This is a genomic window from Shewanella sp. ANA-3 (assembly GCF_000203935.1).
GTDB lineage: Bacteria > Pseudomonadota > Gammaproteobacteria > Enterobacterales > Shewanellaceae > Shewanella.
Genome location: NC_008577.1, coordinates 3031548 through 3050675, shown reverse-complemented (window position 1 = coordinate 3050675; position 19128 = coordinate 3031548). Strand labels below are relative to the sequence as shown.

The following is a 19128-nucleotide window of genomic DNA, read 5'->3' as shown; positions in this document are numbered from 1 at the left end:
GTGATGATTCGTGGGCATAGATTGCTTATCAAGATATTGTATCTAAAGATAAATTTAACTATACCTTTTAATGTGCAGCGTGTTTTAGCATTGCTGCTAACCATGCCATGATCCGCATGAAACGCTTCTAATATTTTATTTATCGATTACAACGATAGATTCTATCCGTTTTTGACTGTGACAATCTTTGTTTAGACTGAGCTTATCTATTCTCCATTGCGTCTTTGTTGCGATAAGGTCAGTTATGCCGCCGATTAGCCATTTATCTTCTGCCTCTCAATCTGTTACCGCGCCGAAAGTGGCGTTAATTGCAGAAGGCGGTGGCCAGCGTGGCATTTTTACCGCAGGCGTACTCGATGCTTGGCTTGAGGCGGAGTTCGACCCCTTCGATTTATTGATTGGTACCTCAGCAGGCTCGCAAAACTTGACCAGTTTTTTAGCCAGACAAAAGGGTTACGCCAAAAAACTCATCCGAGGGCTAACGCGCCATAAACGCTTTTATCAACTAGGACGCGGTTTGATTGGTGCCAACGTTATCGATCTTGACTGGTATTTTGAGCAGACTCAGCGTGGCAGCTTTAAGCTGGATTTAGCTGCGGCGAGTCAATCCCTCAATGGGCGAGAACTCCTTATTACGACTACACGAGTGTCTGATCGCCAAGGGTATTTCTTGAGTCCAACCAGTCATGAGCACTGGCGTGAACTACTCAAAGCCTCTAGCGCCTTGCCTTTTTTATATAAACAGGGGGTCAAGTTAACGCCTTGGTTAGGGATTGAATCTGCTAATCATGTTGAAGCGACACTCGAACCCGAGCAAGACTTTTACCTCGATGGCGGTTTAGCGGCGCCGCTGCCCGTGCGAGAGGCGTACAAACGGGGCGCCCGTAAAATTGTGGTCGTGAGAACAGTCAATGAGGACTTTCAAGCCCAATCGGCTTGGGTACATAAGCTTAAATCGTGGATCTGTGTCTCTGGCTTTTGCCCTAAGACCATTGATTACTTAGTGCAGCATGAAGAAGCCTATCAGGCCGAGTTAGACTTTATTGCCAATCCTCCCGATGATGTTGAAATTGTGCAGATTTTTGCGAAGGCGCCATTACAGAGCAAGCTGTTAGGCAGTACAGATGTGGATTTACGCATTGATTATCAGCAAGGGATAAAGGCGGGGAAGGCGTTTCTTGCAACGTCTTCTGGGCAAATTGCCAAGGCTAAAGATGCGACGCCCGTTGCACCGCTGGCGATATCGGCCTAGGTTATTTGTTCGATCTCAAGGTGATATTTCAAAGCAGCATTTATGTTTGGCGCCATGTGGTCAAGCTAAATCCAAGTCTTAAAGAGTTAGATAGTTAAAGATAAAAGCCACCCTAGGGTGGCTTTTATCTTGATGGCATGCGTCAGCGATTAATAGCTGGCGGCATGCACTGAGCGTACGGCGCGGCCAGAGGGGTCGATAATGCCACGTAGGCTTTCATCCCATGCCAGCGCTTCTGGAGTAGAGCAGGCGACCGACTTGCCACCGGGAACCGTTTCGGCGGCGCTTGGCAATGGATAATGCTCCTCAAAGAAACAACGGTAGAAATAGGCTTCCTTGGTTTCTGGCGTGTTGTACGGGAAGCGGAACTTCGCGTTAGCCAGTTGTAAGTCGTCGACTTGCTCAGCAGCATGGGCCTTTAAACCATCGATCCAAGAGTAACCCACGCCATCGCTGAATTGCTCCTTTTGACGCCAGGCGACTTCTTTTGGCAGTTTATGCTCAAAGGCTTGGCGCAGAATGTGTTTCTCAATGCGGCCATCCTTAGACATTTTTGCCTCGGGGTTGATGCGCATCGCCACATCCATAAATTCCTTATCGAGGAAAGGCACACGGGCTTCGAGTCCCCACGCCGCCATGGCTTTGTTGGCGCGCAGACAGTCGAACAGATGCAGTTTATCCAGTTTACGCACGAGTTCTTCATGGAAGGCCTGCGCGTTTGGTGCCTTATGGAAGTACAAGTAACCGCCAAAGAGTTCGTCGGCACCTTCACCCGATAACACCATTTTAATGCCCATCGCTTTGATTTTACGCGCCATCAGGTACATAGGTGTCGCGGCACGAATGGTGGTCACATCATAGGTTTCTAAGTGGTAGATGACTTCTTTAATCGCATCTAAACCCTCTTGGAAGGTAAAGTTGATCTCGTGGTGAATGGTACCAATCGCATCGGCGACCTTCTTAGCGGCGGCTAAATCCGGCGCGCCTTTTAACCCTACGGCAAAGGAGTGCAGCTGTGGCCACCAAGCGCCACTTTGATCGTCATCTTCAATACGGCGCTTGGCAAAGGTTTGGGTAATGGCTGAGATCACCGAGGAATCTAAACCGCCAGACAACAACACGCCGTAGGGCACGTCGGACATCAATTGGCGCTTAACGGCGGCTTCGAGGGCATCACGTAATTCTTCTTGGCTGGCGCCGTTATCTTTCACTGCATCAAAGCTCTGCCAATCGCGAGTGTAGTATTGCACTGGCTCACCGATGCTTGAGTACAGATATTGCCCTGGCTGGAATTCGGCCACGGTTTTACAGACAGGCATCAGTGCCTTCATTTCGGAGGCGACATAGAAGTTACCCGCCGCATCACGCCCTGTGTACAGTGGGATAATGCCCATATGATCGCGGCCAATAAGGTAGGCGTCTTTGGCTTTATCGTAGAGTACGAAGGCGAAAATACCGTTTAATTTATCAAGGAATTCAGTGCCATATTCTTGATATAGCGCCAAGATCACTTCGCAGTCAGAGTTGGTTTGATAGCTGTATTTATCGCCGAGTTGGGCTTTGAGTTCTTTATGGTTGTAGATCTCACCGTTTACCGCGAGGATAAGGCTGCCGTCTTCGGTTAGCAGTGGCTGCGCACCGTGTTCAATATCGACAATCGCCAAGCGCTCATGGGCCAAAATCGCTTTGTCGCTGGCGTAAATGCCTGACCAATCGGGGCCGCGATGGCGCATCAGTTTGGACATTTCCAGTGCCACTTGGCGCAGCTCTTTCGCATCGGATTGAATATCTAAAATTGAAAAAATCGAACACATAATGCAACTCCTAAACCGCTATATTTCATTTGAGGATGTCTCAATTGAGTATCAATGTGCCAGCAATTCGGGATTTTGCCAAACATTATTTTTGACGATTCGTTTGATTTTAGGTGTTTTAAGTGAGTTTGCTGTATCTTTAAAATGCTTTTAATTGGTTTTTATTTAATTTATTTCGAATTTTTATGAATAAAGTGTTTTTGCTTGTGGGTTGCCAAGCGGGATATTGGTAAATACGTAATGTTGACTCAAGAAAATCCGTTTTTAGGAAAATAATCATAAATGTGAGCAAGATAGTGATCCAATCGCAAGTGTTGCTGATTTAATAAACAGTTTATCGGCGGTCAATGCGCGTGTTGCTACAGTCAAGGTCAAACTAAAGTGGGGCGGCTGGTAAAATAATAAGGCACCTCTCAAGGTGCCTTATAGGGATGTTTTAGCGATGAATCGCTTTACTTAAGTGTTTACTTTGCGGCCGTGGCAAGTTCCGTTTTGGCAGGACGCAGGCTGTTGAACTCAGTGCCTTGATAATAGCCTGGCCAATCTTGGCTGTTACCTAAGGTGCGAGTCACCTGATAGTAAACTTCGAGATCTTGAATCGCACCGCTCAGATCCCAGTCTTCATGGTATTCATCGCAGACATTGTGGTAGCAGCCCTTCATGGTCGCCTGCATCTGAGTCTTATAGCTTGCTGTTGCGGCATCTAGGGGCTCGCTGCCGCCACCAGCAAAGACCGCAGGCACGCCAAGTTTGGCAAAGCTGAAGTGATCAGAGCGGAAGAAACCGCCCGACGCAGGATTCTTTTCACCCAAAGCAATACGGTTTTGCAGTTTGGCGGCATCGACTAAGTAGTTCTCAAGCTCAGACTTACCTTTACCGACGATAGTGAAGTCCTTGGTTTTTCCATAGATATTGGTGCTATCTAAGTTGAGCACTGCCACTGTTTTATCAATGGGATAGATTGGGTTGGCAGCGTAATAGCGTGAGCCGAGTAAACCTTGCTCTTCACCTGTCGTCGCGATAAAGGTCACCGAGCGCGCTAAGCCGTGGCCCTGTTTGGCGTTATCGGCCAGTTGTCTGGCGATTTCTAAAATGCCCGCAATGCCCGATGCGTTGTCCATAGCACCATTGTAAATCTTATCGCCTTCTTTACTGTCATCTTTGCCAATATGGTCCCAGTGGCCAGTAAATAGGATTTGCTCATCGGCTTGCTTAGTGCCGGGAAGGGTGGCGACCACGTTATAGCTGTTGGCGTATTCGGCTTTGTTTTTAAAGGCGATGTTGGCCGTTTGCTCAAGGGGTAAGTTAATCGGGCTATCGGCGGCGCGCGCCATCAGCGTTGGTAGGGATAAACCTGCTTTTTCAAATAATTGTGTTGCAGCATCTAAGGTTAACCAGCCTTCGACTTGCACGCGACTGTCTTGCTCGGCTTTGCTGAGGACTAAATCTTGCTGCGCGCCAGTCCAGCTGTTTTCAACCACGGACCAAGGATAAGAAGCAGGCTCGGTATCGTGAATGATCAATGCGCCGAGCGCACCTTGGCGGCTCGCTTCTTCAAATTTGTAGCTCCAGCGACCATAGTAGGTCATGGCTTTACCGTTAAACTTACCTGAGTCAGGGCGGGCAAAACCGGGATCGTTCACTAAGATCACCGCAATTTTGCCTTTCATATCCACATCTTGGTAATCGTTCCAGCCATATTCAGGTGCATTCACACCGTAGCCAACAAACACTAAGGGCGCGTTTTCGATATTGACGCCGCCATTATCGTGACGACTGTTTAAGACGATATCTTTGCGAAAGGTTAACGGCAATCCTGCCAAGCTGATTTGCTGCGCATCGTAGGCGGTATAACTCACCATAGGTACTGGTTGTAAAAAACTGCCTTGATAGGCGCCTTTGAGTCCCATTTCGGCAAAGGCCTTAGATAGGTAGTCTAAGGTGAGCTTTTCACCGTGGGTAGTGGGGGCGCGGCCTTCAAACTCATCGGAGGAAAGGTTTTTAATATCGTTTCTAAAGCGTGCTTCATTCATTTGCACGGGTTTCAGTGCTGTACTGCTGTTGGCATCGGGCTGGGCCGAATTAGGGCTGCAGGCGCTGAGCATGGCTAGCGCGCAGACAGGATACAAACGTCGCATAGGTTAATCCTACTGTTGTTTTTAGGGCGTATTTCACGCATATATCAAAGGAGTATGTCGCGCCTTATCATGAAGCAAGCGCTACTGGGGAACAAGGGAGAGCCAAGGGGAAAAATGTTACTTAATGTTGCTTTACCGTATCGAGTCTGTTGTGGTTCTCAGCACGCTAAGGTGCTGAGAATCGGGCGATTTAAGGATTAAACTACATCAATATCGCCGGCGCAGGCGAATACATGATTGGGGCGGAAAGGCTCTTTATCGATATCTTCAAGCTTACTTACGCCGCTGGTAACCAGAATGGTCTCAAGCCCCGCTTGAAACCCCGCCAGAATATCGGTACGCATATTGTCGCCAATGATCACGGTATTTTCGGAGTGACCGTCGATATGGTTGAGCGCCGAGCGAATAATCCACGAGCTGGGCTTGCCCACATAAAAGGGCTTTTTGCCAGTAATGCGCTCTATTGGAGAACACAGGGCGCCGCATGCTGGACTGTAAGCGGGGCCGTGAGTGTCGGGATTGGTGGCGATAAAACGGGCACCGCGGGCGACGAATCCGGCGGCCTTATGGATCATATCCCAGTTATAGGAGCGGGTTTCACCCACAATCACGAAGTCGGGATTAATGTCGGTAATGGTAAAGCCAGCCTTGTAGAGCTCATGGGTGAGGGCGCCTTCGCCAATCACAAAGGCTTTACTGCCTTCTTGATGCTTTAAAAAATCGGCGGTGGCCATGGCCGAGGTGTAAAAACATTCTTCAGGTACGTCTATCCCGGCGGCGCTGAGGCGGTTTTGCAGATCTTTACCCGTTTGTACTGGGTAATTGGTCAGAATAACGAGGGGATTGCCTTGGTCGAGAACGCGGTGGATAAATTTATCACTGCCGGGGATCAGCTTATTGTCGTGCAGGAGTACACCATCGATATCGCAGATAATATTTTTCATCTAATAGTCTCTTGTATGCCGAACAAAATCACTTTTCGTTAGCTTATCTAATGCCACATTAGGCGAGAAAACAATGATTTTGTATGACAAGACGAAAAAAAAGAGACCCTTAAGGTCTCTTTTTTCGCGAGGCTGTGTTTAATCGGGGGCGTAGCCGTTAGGTCCGATTAAGGTGCCATCGAGATAGGCTTGGCCGTCCTGCATCTTGAGGCGTTGATGGCTGAACCATTTCACCACCAAAGGATAAATCGCATGCTCTTGCTCATGGACACGAGCGGCGAGCATCTCAGCGGTATCATCCTCATAAACAGGGACTTTTGCCTGTAAAATCACTGGGCCTGCATCCAGCTCTGGGGTGACAAAATGCACACTGGCGCCATGTTCAGTGTCTTTGGCATCAATGGCGCGCTGGTGGGTGTTTAATCCGGTATATTTAGGCAGCAATGAAGGGTGGATATTGATCATGCGTCCTAAGTAACGATTCACAAAATCGTTGGTCAGAATACGCATAAATCCGGCCAACACGATCAAATCGGGTTGGTACTTTTCAATTGTTGCCATTAACCGTGCATCGTAATCAGAGCGAGATTCACCTGAATGAGCAATCACGCAGCTGGTATCAATTTCACTATGATGGGCGCGAATTAAACCGTAGGCATCGGGTTTATTACTGATCACTCCGACAACTTCGGCCTGCAGATTATCGTCACAACCGTCGATAACGGCTTGCAGGTTACTGCCATTTCCGGAAATTAATACAACTACACGACAGCTTTGGGGCATTACAGGATCTCCACTTGCTCTTCATTGCCTTCGCGAGCAGCGATAGCACCGATTAGCCAAGCTTGTTCGCCTTCGGCGGCGAGCAGTGCCAGTGCGGCATCGACCTTATCGGCTGGCAGCGCAACGATCATGCCGACACCACAGTTAAAGGTGCGGTACATTTCATATTCTGCAATGTTACCGTTTTCCATTAACCAATTGAAAACGGCAGGCCATTGCCATGAATCACCTTGGATAACGGCTTTGCAGTTTTCAGGCAGTACGCGGGGGATATTTTCCCAGAAACCGCCGCCAGTGATGTGCGCCATTGCGTGCACGTCTGATGCTTCGATCAGCTTGAGCAATGATTTAACGTAAATTTTGGTTGGTTCTAACAGATGTTGGATCAATGGCTTGCCATTGAGATCCTGTTGAGGGTCCGCTTGGCTGACTTCTAATACTTTACGAACTAATGAGTAGCCATTTGAATGAGGACCGCTTGAGGCTAAGGCGATCAGCGCATCACCCGCAGCCACTTTACTCCCGTCAATGATGTCGGCCTTTTCAACCACGCCCACACAGAAACCTGCGAGGTCGTAATCTTCGCCTTCATACATGCCTGGCATTTCAGCGGTTTCACCGCCGATTAACGCACAACCAGATTGGAAACAACCTTCGCCGATGCCGTTAACAACAGAGGTTGCTGTTTCTACATCTAGCTTGCCTGTTGCGTAGTAATCGAGGAAAAACAACGGCTCAGCACCTTGAACGATCAAGTCGTTCACACACATAGCCACTAAGTCGATACCGACTGTGTCGTGTTTTTTGTAATCGATAGCTAAACGCAATTTAGTACCAACACCATCGGTGCCTGACACTAAAACAGGTTGCTTGTATTTAGTGGGTAATTCACACAATGCGCCAAAACCACCTAAGTTGCCCATTACCTCTGGACGACGGGTACGTTTAACAGCCGCTTTAATGTTACTTACCAGTGCATTACCAGCATCAATATCAACGCCAGCGTCTTTATAGCTCAGTGGGGTAGGAGTGCTCACGGAGGATCCTCTCGGGTACATCGTTATTGGATTTTTATGCGGCGGTATTCTACCAGCTTGTGCTAGGGGTCGAAAGCCATGATTTGGATTTATCGCCTTGCGGGGAGTATTTTTAGCTTCACAGGGGGATATTTCACATTTTCTATCCTGCGATTGGTCATAAAATAGTAGATGAATGGGCGTATCTTAAGCGATAGGCAATAATTCTTGGGATATTGCTCACGATTAGCTCGAATGGCAAAACTTTATGTTTTACCCAATAAACAAATCATCTAAAATCTGAAAAATTTGCCTAAGATATTTCGCGAACAACAGTAGGAGAGAAAAATGAAAGTTGTCGAGGTTAAACACCCGTTAGTGCGTCACAAAATCGGCCTGATGCGTGAAGGTGACATTAGCACTAAACGTTTCCGCGAGCTAGCCGCCGAAGTGGGCAGCTTGTTAACCTATGAAGCTACCGCAGATTTCGAAACCGAAACTGTTACGATTGAAGGCTGGAATGGTCCAGTTGAAGTGGATCAGATCAAGGGCAAAAAAGTGACTGTTGTGCCAATCCTGCGTGCGGGTTTAGGTATGATGGACGGTGTACTTGAGCATATTCCAAGTGCGCGTATTTCGGTTGTAGGTATCTACCGCGACGAAGAAACCTTAGAGCCAGTGCCATATTTTGAAAAGCTGGCCAGCGATATGAACGAGCGTATTGCACTGATCGTTGACCCTATGCTGGCAACCGGCGGCTCTATGATTGCGACGATCGATCTGCTGAAAAAACGCGGTTGTACGTCAATTAAAGCCCTAGTGTTAGTCGCTGCGCCTGAAGGGATTAAAGCCCTTGAAGCGGCTCACCCAGATGTAGAGCTGTATACTGCCGCTATCGACAGATGCTTAAACGAGAAAGGCTATATTCTGCCTGGTTTAGGCGATGCCGGTGATAAAATCTTCGGTACTAAATAAAAACGAGATGACTTAACCGTCATTAAGATTCGATAGGGGAGCTTAGGCTCCCTTTTTGTTTTTGGCGTCCGCAATACAAAATTCATCGCCCTTCCCACTGCTTGAACTAGAGTTAACAATAAGATTTATTTCAATTTAATACTTGAACAATACAAATGTTCGTTATATTCAATTCATTTTAAGTAAGATGATCGCAGGGATTATGATTAGTACAAAACTCAGTTGGGCACTGGTTCGTCAATCCTGTTCACTGGCAACATTGATATTTGTTGTCCTGCTGCTCATTCTCTTACCCTTCAAAATCGATAAGGAACATAAGGCTTTCGTTCATTTCCTGAGGGCAAAACACACTGTGCCAAGTTATGTGGAGCTGCTTGGGAAAGGATTGTCGTTACACGATATTATTGATTTTGATAGCGCGCTGCTTGCGCCCTTTAAGCTCGACCCTTCGCGCTTATTATTGCCTCCTGGAAGTCATTTACTGCCGGAAGAAGAGCAAATCATTCGTTATTTTGACTACCTCTATTCGAGTCGCAAGAATGCGGTTCGCGGGGCTTTTGTCTATATCGGCTTATATAAAAGCAATGCCTTGTATGTGGCATCCCCAATTCCTGAAGAAGTGAAAAACCGATTAATTCACGATCACATTTTGACCAATGAGTTTTGTCAGCGGCTGCATTATTGTAGTAAGGACGCGTCGGCGGAGTCCTTGGCGGACGGTATCGTGTTATCGATTCCTTATGTTGATGAAATTACAGGAAATGTAATTTTCTCTATGGCGGCACCGATTTCATCTTCCCACGATCCTGCGCACCTGTGGGGGGATGTGATTGCCGATACGGCATTTATGGCATCGGGATTTATGCGGGGTAAAGGCTATGAGTCGGTGATGACTCCTTATGGCACAGATATAGTGATCACTGGCGACAGCCTCTGGACGCGTATTACGCCAGAGTTCTTGTTTTATCCCATGAGTAATCATCTGGATAACCTCACCACATTAACCTACAAAGTCAGTGTATTACGCTTTGTGGTTCAGTATGTTCCCTTATGGTTCTTGTTGTGCGTGTTAACTGTTATCTTCCAACTCAGATATATGCGCCTTAAACAGCTGCGAGCAGAACGTCAACGGTTCGGCGAAGCGATGCTGCAGGATCCTTTTACTAAAACCTACAATAAGAAGATCTATGAGACGCTGACATTTAAGGCGGCGACCGAGGGCCTGTATGCGGTGATCTGTATCGATGGCGATAAAATCAAAACCATCAATGACACCTACGGACATAAACTGGGCGATATGGCGATTCTGCAAATTGTTGAAGCCATGCGGGCGGTATTTCGGGAGAATGACTTGTTTATCCGCACTGGTGGGGACGAATTTGTGGTGATCCTCAGTAATTGCTCCCAGGATAAAGCGTTACAACTTGCTCATAAGCTTAAAGAGAATGTTGAGCAGCGCCAGTTCTTAAGCATGCTAACGGTATCGTGCGGGGTGGCAGATTCGAGCGGCTATCCATCCTTTGACTCAGTGTTACAGGCGGCGGATAAGGCTTTATACGTGGATAAGGCCAAAAAGGGTGGGCATGTGTCCGATAATAGCCTGCGCTGAGTTCCTTTTACTGAGCTAGCTAGACATTAAAAATTAGGCATAAAAAAGCGTGGTCTTGCCACGCTTTTTTATTGCTATCTGCCCTAGAGCACCATGGCGGCAATCCAACCAAAGACCAGTAAGGGAATATTGTAATGGATAAAGGTTGGGATCACGCTGTCGCGAATATGGTCGTGCTGACCATCGGCATTTAAACCCGAGGTCGGGCCCAATGTTGAGTCAGATGCTGGTGAGCCAGCATCGCCCAAGGCCGCAGCGGTGCCGACTAACGCGATAGTTGCAGGCACTGAAAAACCAAAGCTTAAGGCTAAGGGCACGTAAATTGTCGCGATAATCGGAATGGTCGAGAAGGACGAGCCAATGCCCATGGTGATCAAAAGACCGACCAGTAACATCAAAAAGGCGGCAAGGGCTTTATTATCCCCAATCAATGAACTCAATGACGAGACAAGTGTGCCGACTTCGCCGGTTTCTTTGACTACCGCAGCAAAACCTGCGGCGGAGATCATGATAAAGCCGATATTGGCCATCATGCGCACGCCTTGGGTGAAAATATCTTGATCGGCAACGTGCTTAAGCGCGCCCGAAAAACTGAAGATCATAAAGCCGACTAAGGCGCCGAAGATCATCGAATCGGTTTCAAGTTGCACAAACAGGGTCGCCAGAATCGCAAACGCGGCGATAACGATATTGCGTTTATTGAGGCTTTCTTCAGGTTCGGCGGTCAGTACCTTAGCTTCATCGTAAACCCTAGGTTTGCGGTAACTGAAAAATACCGCGATCAGCAAGCCGACCACCATACCGGCGGCGGGGATCAGCATGGCAGGGGGTATTTGATCGCGTACGGCAACCAATCCATTGCCCGTCAGGTTAGAGAGCAAAATATCATTCAAGAAAATCCCACCAAAGCCTACGGGTAAAATCATATAGGTGGTCACAAGACCGAAGGTCAGCACGCAGGCGACCAGACGGCGGTCGATATTCAGCTTGGTCATCACATGCAGCAGCGGCGGCACGAGTATCGGAATAAAGGCGATATGGATTGGCAGGATATTTTGCGATGCCATCGACATAGCGAGCAGGGATAACAACAATAACCAGCGGACCCAGTTGGTGTTGGTAGCATTGGGATCTTTGCCAAGGCTTTTAATGATGGAGTTGGAGATCAGTGTCGTTAAGCCCGAATGGGATAGTGCCACAGCAAACGCACCAAGTAAGGCATAACTGAGGGCGATTTGTGCGCCGCCACCTAATCCCGTATTGAAGGCATCAATCGTTTGATGCAGATCCATTCCCCCGACCAAACCGGCAACGAGGGCACTGATAGTGAGTGCAATCACCACATTCACCCTCGCCAAACTGAGGGCTAACATTAAACACACTGCAATAACGACTGCATTCATAGACAATATCTTAATTCTGTAAACCAAAGGGACTATTTTTGACTGCAAAGGCCGTGTCTGTCCAGTTTACGGCGGCTTAATCTGAAAAATATCTGAAAATGTGAATTGGGTGGGTTTTTACTGTTAGACGAATGTGTTCTCGCACGCTTACCACTCGTCCAGATTGCTCTATCCTTAAGCAGTAGTGTCAAAATGCCCTTGAAAAATGTGATATTGGTCTTAAATAGGTTGTAAGGCAAAACGCACGACTTATAATGCCTAAAGATTTGATTGGTAAACTCCCTCAAAGACACTCGCGCAAATCAGCGCAAGCGTGTTTAAGGGATGTTTTACTTTAATAGTTAGTTCAACTCATAGATGGAGATATAAAATGAGCGTATTAGTAGGCCGTCCGGCTCCTGATTTTACTGCTGCAGCTGTATTAGGTTCTGGCGAAATCGTAGATAGCTTTAACTTAACTGCGGCCATCAAAGGTAAGCCAGCGGTTGTATTTTTCTATCCACTTGACTTCACTTTCGTTTGTCCATCAGAGTTGATCGCTTTCGATCACCGCATGGAAGAGTTCACTAAGCGTGGTGTTGAAGTGATCGGTGTGTCTATCGATTCTCAATTCACTCACAACGCATGGCGCAACACCCCTGTAGAAAAAGGTGGTATCGGCCAAGTGAAATACACTTTAGTTGCTGACGTTAAACACGACATCTGTAAAGCATACGATGTTGAGCACCCAGAAGCTGGCGTGGCTTTCCGTGGTTCATTCCTGATCGACAAAGAAGGTATGGTACGTCACCAAGTGGTTAACGATCTGCCATTAGGCCGTAACGTTGACGAAATGCTGCGTATGATCGACGCTCTGCAATTCCACGAAGAGCACGGTGATGTATGCCCTGCGGGTTGGGAAAAAGGCGACAAAGGTATGAACGCAAGCACTGAAGGTGTTGCGGCTTACTTAGCAGAAAACGCAAGCTCTCTGTAATTTGCGGATTTTCGCGTAATAATAAAGCTGCCCTAGGGCAGCTTTTTTATTGGACGGTCGATAAGCATTAACGCCTATTCCTCACCATCTGCATCCTCTGACTCACCCGCGGCTAATAATGGCCAACCACCTAACTGCTTCCAGCGGTTGACGATATGGCAAAACAGCTCTGCGGTGCGCTCGGTATCGTAAAGTGCTGAGTGAGCCTCTTTATTATCGAAAGGGATCCCCGCCATGATGCAGGCTTTGGCCAGCACGGTATGGCCAATCGCTAAGCCTGCGAGTGTTGCCGTATCAAAGGTGGCAAAAGGGTGGAAGGGGGATCGTTTTAAGTCACAGCGCTCAATCGCTTTACTCACAAAGCCATGATCGAAGGCGGCATTGTGCGCCACGATAATACTGCGGTGACAATCTGAGGCCTTCTGCGCCTTTTTAACGGCTTTAAAAATCTCTAAGAAGGCTTCTTTTTCGCTTACGGCGCCGCGTAATGGATTGGTGGGATCAATACCATTAAAGGCCAGCGCCTCAGGTTCTAAGTTGGCGCCTTCAAAGGGCTCAATATTGAAATGCAGGGTTTTATCAATGCCGAGCAAGCCTTCATCATCCATTTTTAACAGCGTGACGGCTATTTCCAGCAACGCATCGGTTTGAGAGTTGAAGCCCGCGGTTTCGACATCTATCACTACCGGAAAGTAGCCTCGAAATCGGTGTTTCAATTTGTTTGCGTCGCTAATATCGCTCATTAAAGTACCCAAGAAAAATGATAGGGCGCTATTATGCTAAATGTACTAGGATGTGTCATGTTTGATTGGTGGTTTTATGAGCTAAAGGAACTAAATAGTTTGCCGATAAAACTTCGTAACCGAATAAACACGAGTAAGGGCTATGTGGCGAAAACTGATATTAGTATCAATTTTATGCGTTCCAGCAACTGCAATGGCAGAGTTGCGCCACTATGTGGCCTCTTTGGGCGAATCCCAATGGCGAGTCAGTCAAAACAGCCCCATCGTATGCCGTCTTGAGCATGATATTCCATCTTACGGTAAGGCGATTTTCACCAGCGAAGCGGGTAAACAGTTAAACCTTAACTTTACCTTGGACATGTGGGTGAAACCGGACCAAGTCACACAGGCGACCTTGATGAGTCGCGCCCCCCAGTGGCGTCCTGGCGTAGTATCGAAAGAAATCACTTCACTACGTTACCAAAAGTATTTTAATGGTGAAGTACCAAAGCGTGCCGCTTGGTCGATGTTGAGCGAACTGAGCCGTGGCATGGAGCCGACGTTTTATTATGCCGATTGGTATAACGAATCGAATAAAATTGCGGTAGGGCTGTCGGCGGCGAACTTTGGCCGTAAATATGCTGAGTTTAAGTCGTGCCTATCACACTTATTGCCATACAGTTTCGAGGATATCGCCTTTACCGTACTGAATTACGAAGAAGGCGGCACCGATTTAACCCGTTTCTCACAGCAGCAGCTTTCCCGCATTCAGGAATACTTGTCCTACGATCCGGATGTGGAACTGGTGTTAGTCGATGCCTATACCGACAGTTACGGTGGCCGCTCCGTTAACCAAAAAGTATCGGATAAGCGCGCAGAATCGGTAAAAGATTTCTTTGTCGCCAGCGGTATTCCTCAGGATAGGATTGTCACTGTTGGCCATGGTGAGCGCCGTCATGTGGCATCGAATGATGATATTGAGGAGCGAGCACTCAACCGCCGCGTCGTTATCCGGATCAGTAAGCCGCTGATGTGATATTTGGCTCTAAGTTCTAGTTTCGTTCAGTTTAAATGCACTTCATATAAACCAACAATGCCAAGCCTTCTGACTTGGCGTTATTGGTTTCTTTCTTCTCACAGTTTATGCGCTCATTATACCGATTGAGTAAACGCCAATTTATCTAAGGTGATCTCACCAAATCGTTGCAGCAACAATGACTCAGCTTCTTGCATAACGTCCTTTAATGCGTCGTTGACGGCTATTTCAATAGGGCAGTTATTGTGTTCATCAGTCAGGCCAATCGTAAAAAAGGCACTGTCTCCTAGTGCTTGATGAATTTCCAGCAGAGTGATCTTGGCAAGTGGTTTTGCCAAAGCCCAGCCGCCAGCATGCCCTTTGCTTGAGGTGACATAACCTTGATCTCGCAGTAGCGCCATTGTTCGGCGAACCACCACGGGGTTAGTTCCAATCATTTCGGCCATTTTTTCGGAAGTGAGCTGCGTTGCAAATGCATCTAAATGCACAAGAATGTGTAATACACGCGATAATCGACTGTCTTTTCTCATACAACACCTATTGCTATTTCGTCGAAGCATATCATGAAACTTTTGAAGTTACATGTGTTGATTCTCACAATATTATCATGTAACAATAAAAGTTACACAAATAGAAGGGGTGATTTATGCAAGTCGAAATTGTCATTATTGGTGGTAGTTTTGCTGGGTTAGCAGCCGCTTTGCAATTAGCAAGGGCGCAGCGAAAGGTTGTGGTCATTGATGCTAATCAACCACGGAATAGGTTTGCCCATGCCTCACATGGGGTGTTTGGCCTAGATGGTAAAACGCCAGCGGAAATAAGAACGACTGTCCTTGCACAGTTGGAGCAGTATCCAAGTTTTTCGTTGCAGGAAACACAAGCCATTGGTGTCGAACAAACACAAACGGGTTATGCGGTCTTAACGGCTGACGGTATGAATATTCGCTGTCAGAGGTTGATTTTAGCTATGGGTATCCAAGATACATTGCCAAATATTGAGGGAGTAGCGACATATTGGGGGAAAGCCGTTGCTCACTGTCCTTATTGCCATGGTTATGAATTGCGGGGTAAATCCTTGGGGGTTCTGGCAAGTGGTGAATTAGCCATGCATCAAGCCCTTATGCTGCCTGATTGGGGGCCGACGACATTATTTACGCAACAAGCCTTTGTTCCCAACGATGGCGAACGACATGCCCTTGCCAAACGGCAAGTACAAATTGAAACCACCCCAATAGTTTCAGTGCATGGTGATGGTGAATTGCTCACCCACGTGGTACTCGCAGATGGGCGCACGGTTGCATTACAAGGTTTATTTGTTGCGCCGCAAATCCAGCTGCCAACGCCTCTGATTGAGATGTTAGGTTTAGCGCTTGAAGCGGGCCCACTTGGTAATATTGTTAAAGTGGATGCGCAAAAGGAAAGTTCTTTGTTGGGGGTGTTTGTTGCAGGTGATCTATCCAACCAGATGCAAAGTGCAACACTTGCCATCGCCTCGGGAACTATGGCGGGAATAGCGGCTCACCGTAGCCTTATTTTTACTTCCTAACTGACAAGTGCTCATTTTGAACAAGTGCTATAGACGCACGTTAATCCCGATTGTTTATAACGTCTCACAGTGGATTACTATTTGTCATGGTTTGCTGTAGTGGGACTTAGGCTGAACACGGTTGCTTGCCATATGGCTTTTATCGCGTGTGGTTCTCGGAGATTTTTATGTAACAAAAAACGACTGAAAATCGCTAGAGTTTAGCTGTGTGTTTGAATCGAGATAAAAAAAAGCCCGCTTAAACTAAGCGGGCCGCAAAAAATGCATTTGCAATCAACAAATTGAAGGAAGGAAGTCAAGCATAAGAACCAGGGATGAACTGACATCTTAAAAAGACACCAGTTTAAAAGTTCTTTGTTTTCCATATCCGCTAGCGGATATCTCCTGAAAACAAGCACATTCTAGTGTGTCCCAAAGGCTCAAGCAAACGAGAAAAATTGCCCTGACACATTAGCAAAACTAATGGATAATTAAGTGATCTGGCTCACTTAAGTCACTATTTAGCTTGATTAACAACTTGTCAGTCAGAATTAATGCATAAAAATACACTTCAATAAACTCATCATTGCTACCACTTTGTTAAATCTTGTCTCTTAGCGAGAAAAGCTCATCTTTTGCTGTGGCATTGCCATGAAAAATTTTGCTTGTATAGTACTTGCTGCAAAAGAGCGTTAAGCCAGACATCACCAAAAGGACGATAAAAGATGGCATTAAGATTTCGCCTTGCCCAGCAAGGTTTATTAGTGGCCACATTGGGCATGGCGTTGGCCGCCTGCCAGAGTGGCAATACGCCAGAAGAGGCCGCACAGCAGGTCAGCGCCAACAAATTGGTTTACCCTGAAACCCGAAAAGACAACTTAGTCGAGACGATTCACGGTGTTGCAGTGGCGGACCCTTACCGTCACCTTGAAGAAAACACGCCAGAAACCGAAAGCTGGGTAAAAGAACAACAGGCCTTTGGTCAAGCTTACTTGGCGAAGATCCCCAACAAACAAGCCGTGGTTGACCGTATCACAGAGCTGTGGAACTACGAGAAAATCTCAGCTCCTTTCGAGAATGGCGATAACCAGTTTTATTACCGTAACGATGGTTTACAAGCGCAATCGGTACTGTATGTAAAAGGCAAAGACGGCGTTGAGAAACCTGTACTGGATCCAAATGGTTTTTCAGCCGATGGAACTGTGGCGCTTTCCGGCGTATCAGTCAGTAATGACGGCAAGATTTTAGCCTATGGTGTGTCTCAGTCGGGCTCTGACTGGCAGCAGTGGCAGTTTATCGATATTGCCACGGGTAAAAAGCTTAAAGATGAACTCAACTGGATTAAATTCTCCAGCGCGGTGTGGGATAAGGAAAACCAAGGTGTTTTCTATGCCCGTTACGATGCGCCCGCGGGCGGTGATTTACTGGCCGATGTGAATTTTAATCAAAAAGTGTATTACCACAAATTAGGCACAGATCAGCGCCAAGATTTATTGATTTACGAACGCCCACAAAATAAAGATTGGGGCTTCGGTATCGATGTGTCTGAGCAGGGCGAATATTTACTGTTGTCAATTTCCCAAGGCACAGACAAACGTAATCGTTTCTTCTATAAATCACTGTTTGAACCTAAAGCGCAGGTGGTGGAATTAATCCTTAACCTCGAAGCGGAATATGAGTTTTTAGGCAATGATGGCGCCGTATTTTATTTCAAGACCGATTTAGATGCGCCAAACGGTAAAGTGATTGCCATCGATACCCGTAATAGTGATAAATCCCAGTGGCAAACCATTATTCCAGAATCGAAAGATCCTATTAATAAAGTGGCCATTATTAATGACCATTTAGTCGTGAGTTATTTGCACGATGTATTGGGACAGTTATCGATTTTCAGCATGGGCGGACAAAAGCGTCAGGATGTCACTTTACCTGGTAAAGGTAATGTTGCCGGACCTTTCGGCAAGGCGAGTAAAGACTATTTCTACTATGTCTTTAACAGCTATATTCAACCCGAAACCACCTATAAGTTCGATTTTAAAACGGCAGAATCGACAGTGGTCGCTAAGCCGCAGGTGTCGTTCAATCCCGATGACTATGTGTCTGAGCAAGTGTTTTACACCAGCAAGGACGGTACTCGCGTCCCTATGATGGTGTCCTACAAGAAGGGGCTGGTGAAGAATGGGCAAAACCCAACGCTTCTGTATGCCTATGGCGGCTTTGCGATTTCAATGACACCGCGTTTTAGTCCTGCCAACATCGCTTGGTTAGATATGGGCGGCATTTACGCAGTACCAAGTTTGCGTGGCGGCGCGGATTACGGTGAAAGCTGGCACCAAGCAGGGATGTTCGATAAGAAGCAAAATGTGTTTGATGACTATTTTGCGGCGGCCGAATATCTGATCAACGAAAAATACACTAACAGCACTAAGCTAGGTGCCTATGGTCGCAGTAACGGTGGTTTGTTGATGGGTGCTGCTGTCACCCAACGTCCTGAACTGTTTGCCGCTGTGTTACCGGCCGTGGGTGTGCTGGATATGCTGCGCTTCCACAAGTTCACCATTGGCTGGGCTTGGACCAGTGAATACGGCAGTGCCGACAACGCGGAGCAATTCCCTGCGTTATTGGCTTACTCGCCTTACCATAACGTTAAAACGCAGGCCTATCCTGCGACTATGGTGATGACGGCCGATCACGATGACCGCGTGGTACCGCTACACAGCTTTAAGTTTGCTGCCATGATGCAAGAGATGCAGCAGGGCGATAAACCCGTCATTATGCGCATTGAGTCCAATGCAGGGCACGGTGCGGGCAAACCGACGGCGATGAAGATCGACGAGTTTGCTGACATTTACAGCTTCCTGTGGCAAAGCTTTGGGCTGACATTGCCGCAAACTCTCGCAAAATAGCGAACTATGTTAATGAAATGGGGTCGTTT

The 19128-nt window shown here is 47.1% G+C and carries 15 protein-coding genes; 7 read left to right on the top strand and 8 right to left on the bottom strand.

The features are described 5' to 3' along the window. The first annotated feature begins 244 nt into the window (after nucleotides 1-244). The gene (locus tag SHEWANA3_RS13445) at nucleotides 245-1252 is read left to right on the top strand and encodes a patatin family protein (RefSeq protein ID WP_011717456.1); all 1008 of its coding nucleotides are present in this window, start codon (nucleotides 245-247) and stop codon (nucleotides 1250-1252) included. Nucleotides 1253-1401: 149 nt separating this feature from the next. Here SHEWANA3_RS13445 and asnB read toward each other — a convergent pair whose 3' ends face one another. The 5 genes from asnB to purM form a co-directional block, all read right to left on the bottom strand. Beyond that, nucleotides 1402-3066: an asparagine synthase B gene (gene asnB, locus SHEWANA3_RS13440; protein WP_011717455.1), complete on the bottom strand. Its 1665-nt coding sequence runs from the start codon at nucleotides 3064-3066 to the stop codon at nucleotides 1402-1404. Between the two features lie 464 nt (nucleotides 3067-3530). Then, a complete protein-coding gene (locus SHEWANA3_RS13435; protein WP_011717454.1) occupies nucleotides 3531-5204 on the bottom strand; it encodes a M28 family metallopeptidase in 1674 nt (557 codons plus the stop codon). Between the two features lie 197 nt (nucleotides 5205-5401). After that, on the bottom strand, nucleotides 5402-6148 hold the full coding sequence (locus tag SHEWANA3_RS13430) for an HAD-IIA family hydrolase (RefSeq protein WP_011626525.1): 747 nt from the start codon (nucleotides 6146-6148) through the stop codon (nucleotides 5402-5404). A 138-nt stretch (nucleotides 6149-6286) separates the two neighbouring features. Further along, complete coding sequence (gene purN / locus SHEWANA3_RS13425; protein ID WP_011623140.1) at nucleotides 6287-6931, bottom strand: phosphoribosylglycinamide formyltransferase; 645 nt, start codon at nucleotides 6929-6931, stop codon at nucleotides 6287-6289. Beyond that, complete coding sequence (gene purM, locus SHEWANA3_RS13420) at nucleotides 6931-7968, bottom strand: phosphoribosylformylglycinamidine cyclo-ligase (RefSeq protein WP_011623139.1); 1038 nt, start codon at nucleotides 7966-7968, stop codon at nucleotides 6931-6933. The genes purN and purM overlap by 1 nt, the downstream gene beginning before the upstream one ends. Before the next feature lie 327 nt (nucleotides 7969-8295). On the opposite strand from purM, the gene upp reads away from it, so the two are divergent. Then, complete coding sequence (upp, locus tag SHEWANA3_RS13415) at nucleotides 8296-8922, top strand: uracil phosphoribosyltransferase (protein ID WP_011717453.1); 627 nt, start codon at nucleotides 8296-8298, stop codon at nucleotides 8920-8922. A 202-nt stretch (nucleotides 8923-9124) separates the two neighbouring features. Further along, nucleotides 9125-10531: a GGDEF domain-containing protein gene (locus tag SHEWANA3_RS13410; protein ID WP_041412669.1), complete on the top strand. Its 1407-nt coding sequence runs from the start codon at nucleotides 9125-9127 to the stop codon at nucleotides 10529-10531. 83 nt (nucleotides 10532-10614) lie between these two features. Here the strand turns inward: SHEWANA3_RS13410 and SHEWANA3_RS13405 are convergent, their stop codons facing one another. Continuing rightward, nucleotides 10615-11934, bottom strand: a complete 1320-nt coding sequence (locus SHEWANA3_RS13405; protein WP_011717451.1) for a Na+/H+ antiporter family protein — start codon at nucleotides 11932-11934, stop codon at nucleotides 10615-10617. A 370-nt stretch (nucleotides 11935-12304) separates the two neighbouring features. Here SHEWANA3_RS13405 and SHEWANA3_RS13400 point away from each other — a divergent pair, with 370 nt between their 5' ends. After that, nucleotides 12305-12910, top strand: coding sequence for a peroxiredoxin C (locus tag SHEWANA3_RS13400; RefSeq protein WP_011623136.1), 606 nt, complete (start codon nucleotides 12305-12307; stop codon nucleotides 12908-12910). Between the two features lie 74 nt (nucleotides 12911-12984). On the opposite strand, the gene rnt is transcribed toward SHEWANA3_RS13400, so the two are convergent. Continuing rightward, nucleotides 12985-13653 carry a ribonuclease T gene (gene rnt, locus SHEWANA3_RS13395; RefSeq protein WP_011717450.1) on the bottom strand — a complete coding sequence of 223 codons (669 nt, stop codon included), beginning with the start codon at nucleotides 13651-13653 and terminating at the stop codon, nucleotides 12985-12987. Between the two features lie 142 nt (nucleotides 13654-13795). Here rnt and motY point away from each other — a divergent pair, with 142 nt between their 5' ends. Further along, nucleotides 13796-14668: a flagellar protein MotY gene (gene motY / locus SHEWANA3_RS13390; protein ID WP_011717449.1), complete on the top strand. Its 873-nt coding sequence runs from the start codon at nucleotides 13796-13798 to the stop codon at nucleotides 14666-14668. A 116-nt stretch (nucleotides 14669-14784) separates the two neighbouring features. On the opposite strand, the gene SHEWANA3_RS13385 is transcribed toward motY, so the two are convergent. Beyond that, nucleotides 14785-15198, bottom strand: coding sequence for an Rrf2 family transcriptional regulator (locus SHEWANA3_RS13385; RefSeq protein WP_011717448.1), 414 nt, complete (start codon nucleotides 15196-15198; stop codon nucleotides 14785-14787). A 116-nt stretch (nucleotides 15199-15314) separates the two neighbouring features. On the opposite strand from SHEWANA3_RS13385, the gene SHEWANA3_RS13380 reads away from it, so the two are divergent. After that, nucleotides 15315-16214 carry an NAD(P)/FAD-dependent oxidoreductase gene (locus SHEWANA3_RS13380; RefSeq protein WP_011717447.1) on the top strand — a complete coding sequence of 300 codons (900 nt, stop codon included), beginning with the start codon at nucleotides 15315-15317 and terminating at the stop codon, nucleotides 16212-16214. 704 nt (nucleotides 16215-16918) lie between these two features. Further along, the gene (locus SHEWANA3_RS13375; RefSeq protein ID WP_011717446.1) at nucleotides 16919-19099 is read left to right on the top strand and encodes a prolyl oligopeptidase family serine peptidase; all 2181 of its coding nucleotides are present in this window, start codon (nucleotides 16919-16921) and stop codon (nucleotides 19097-19099) included. Nucleotides 19100-19128: the final 29 nt, after the last annotated feature.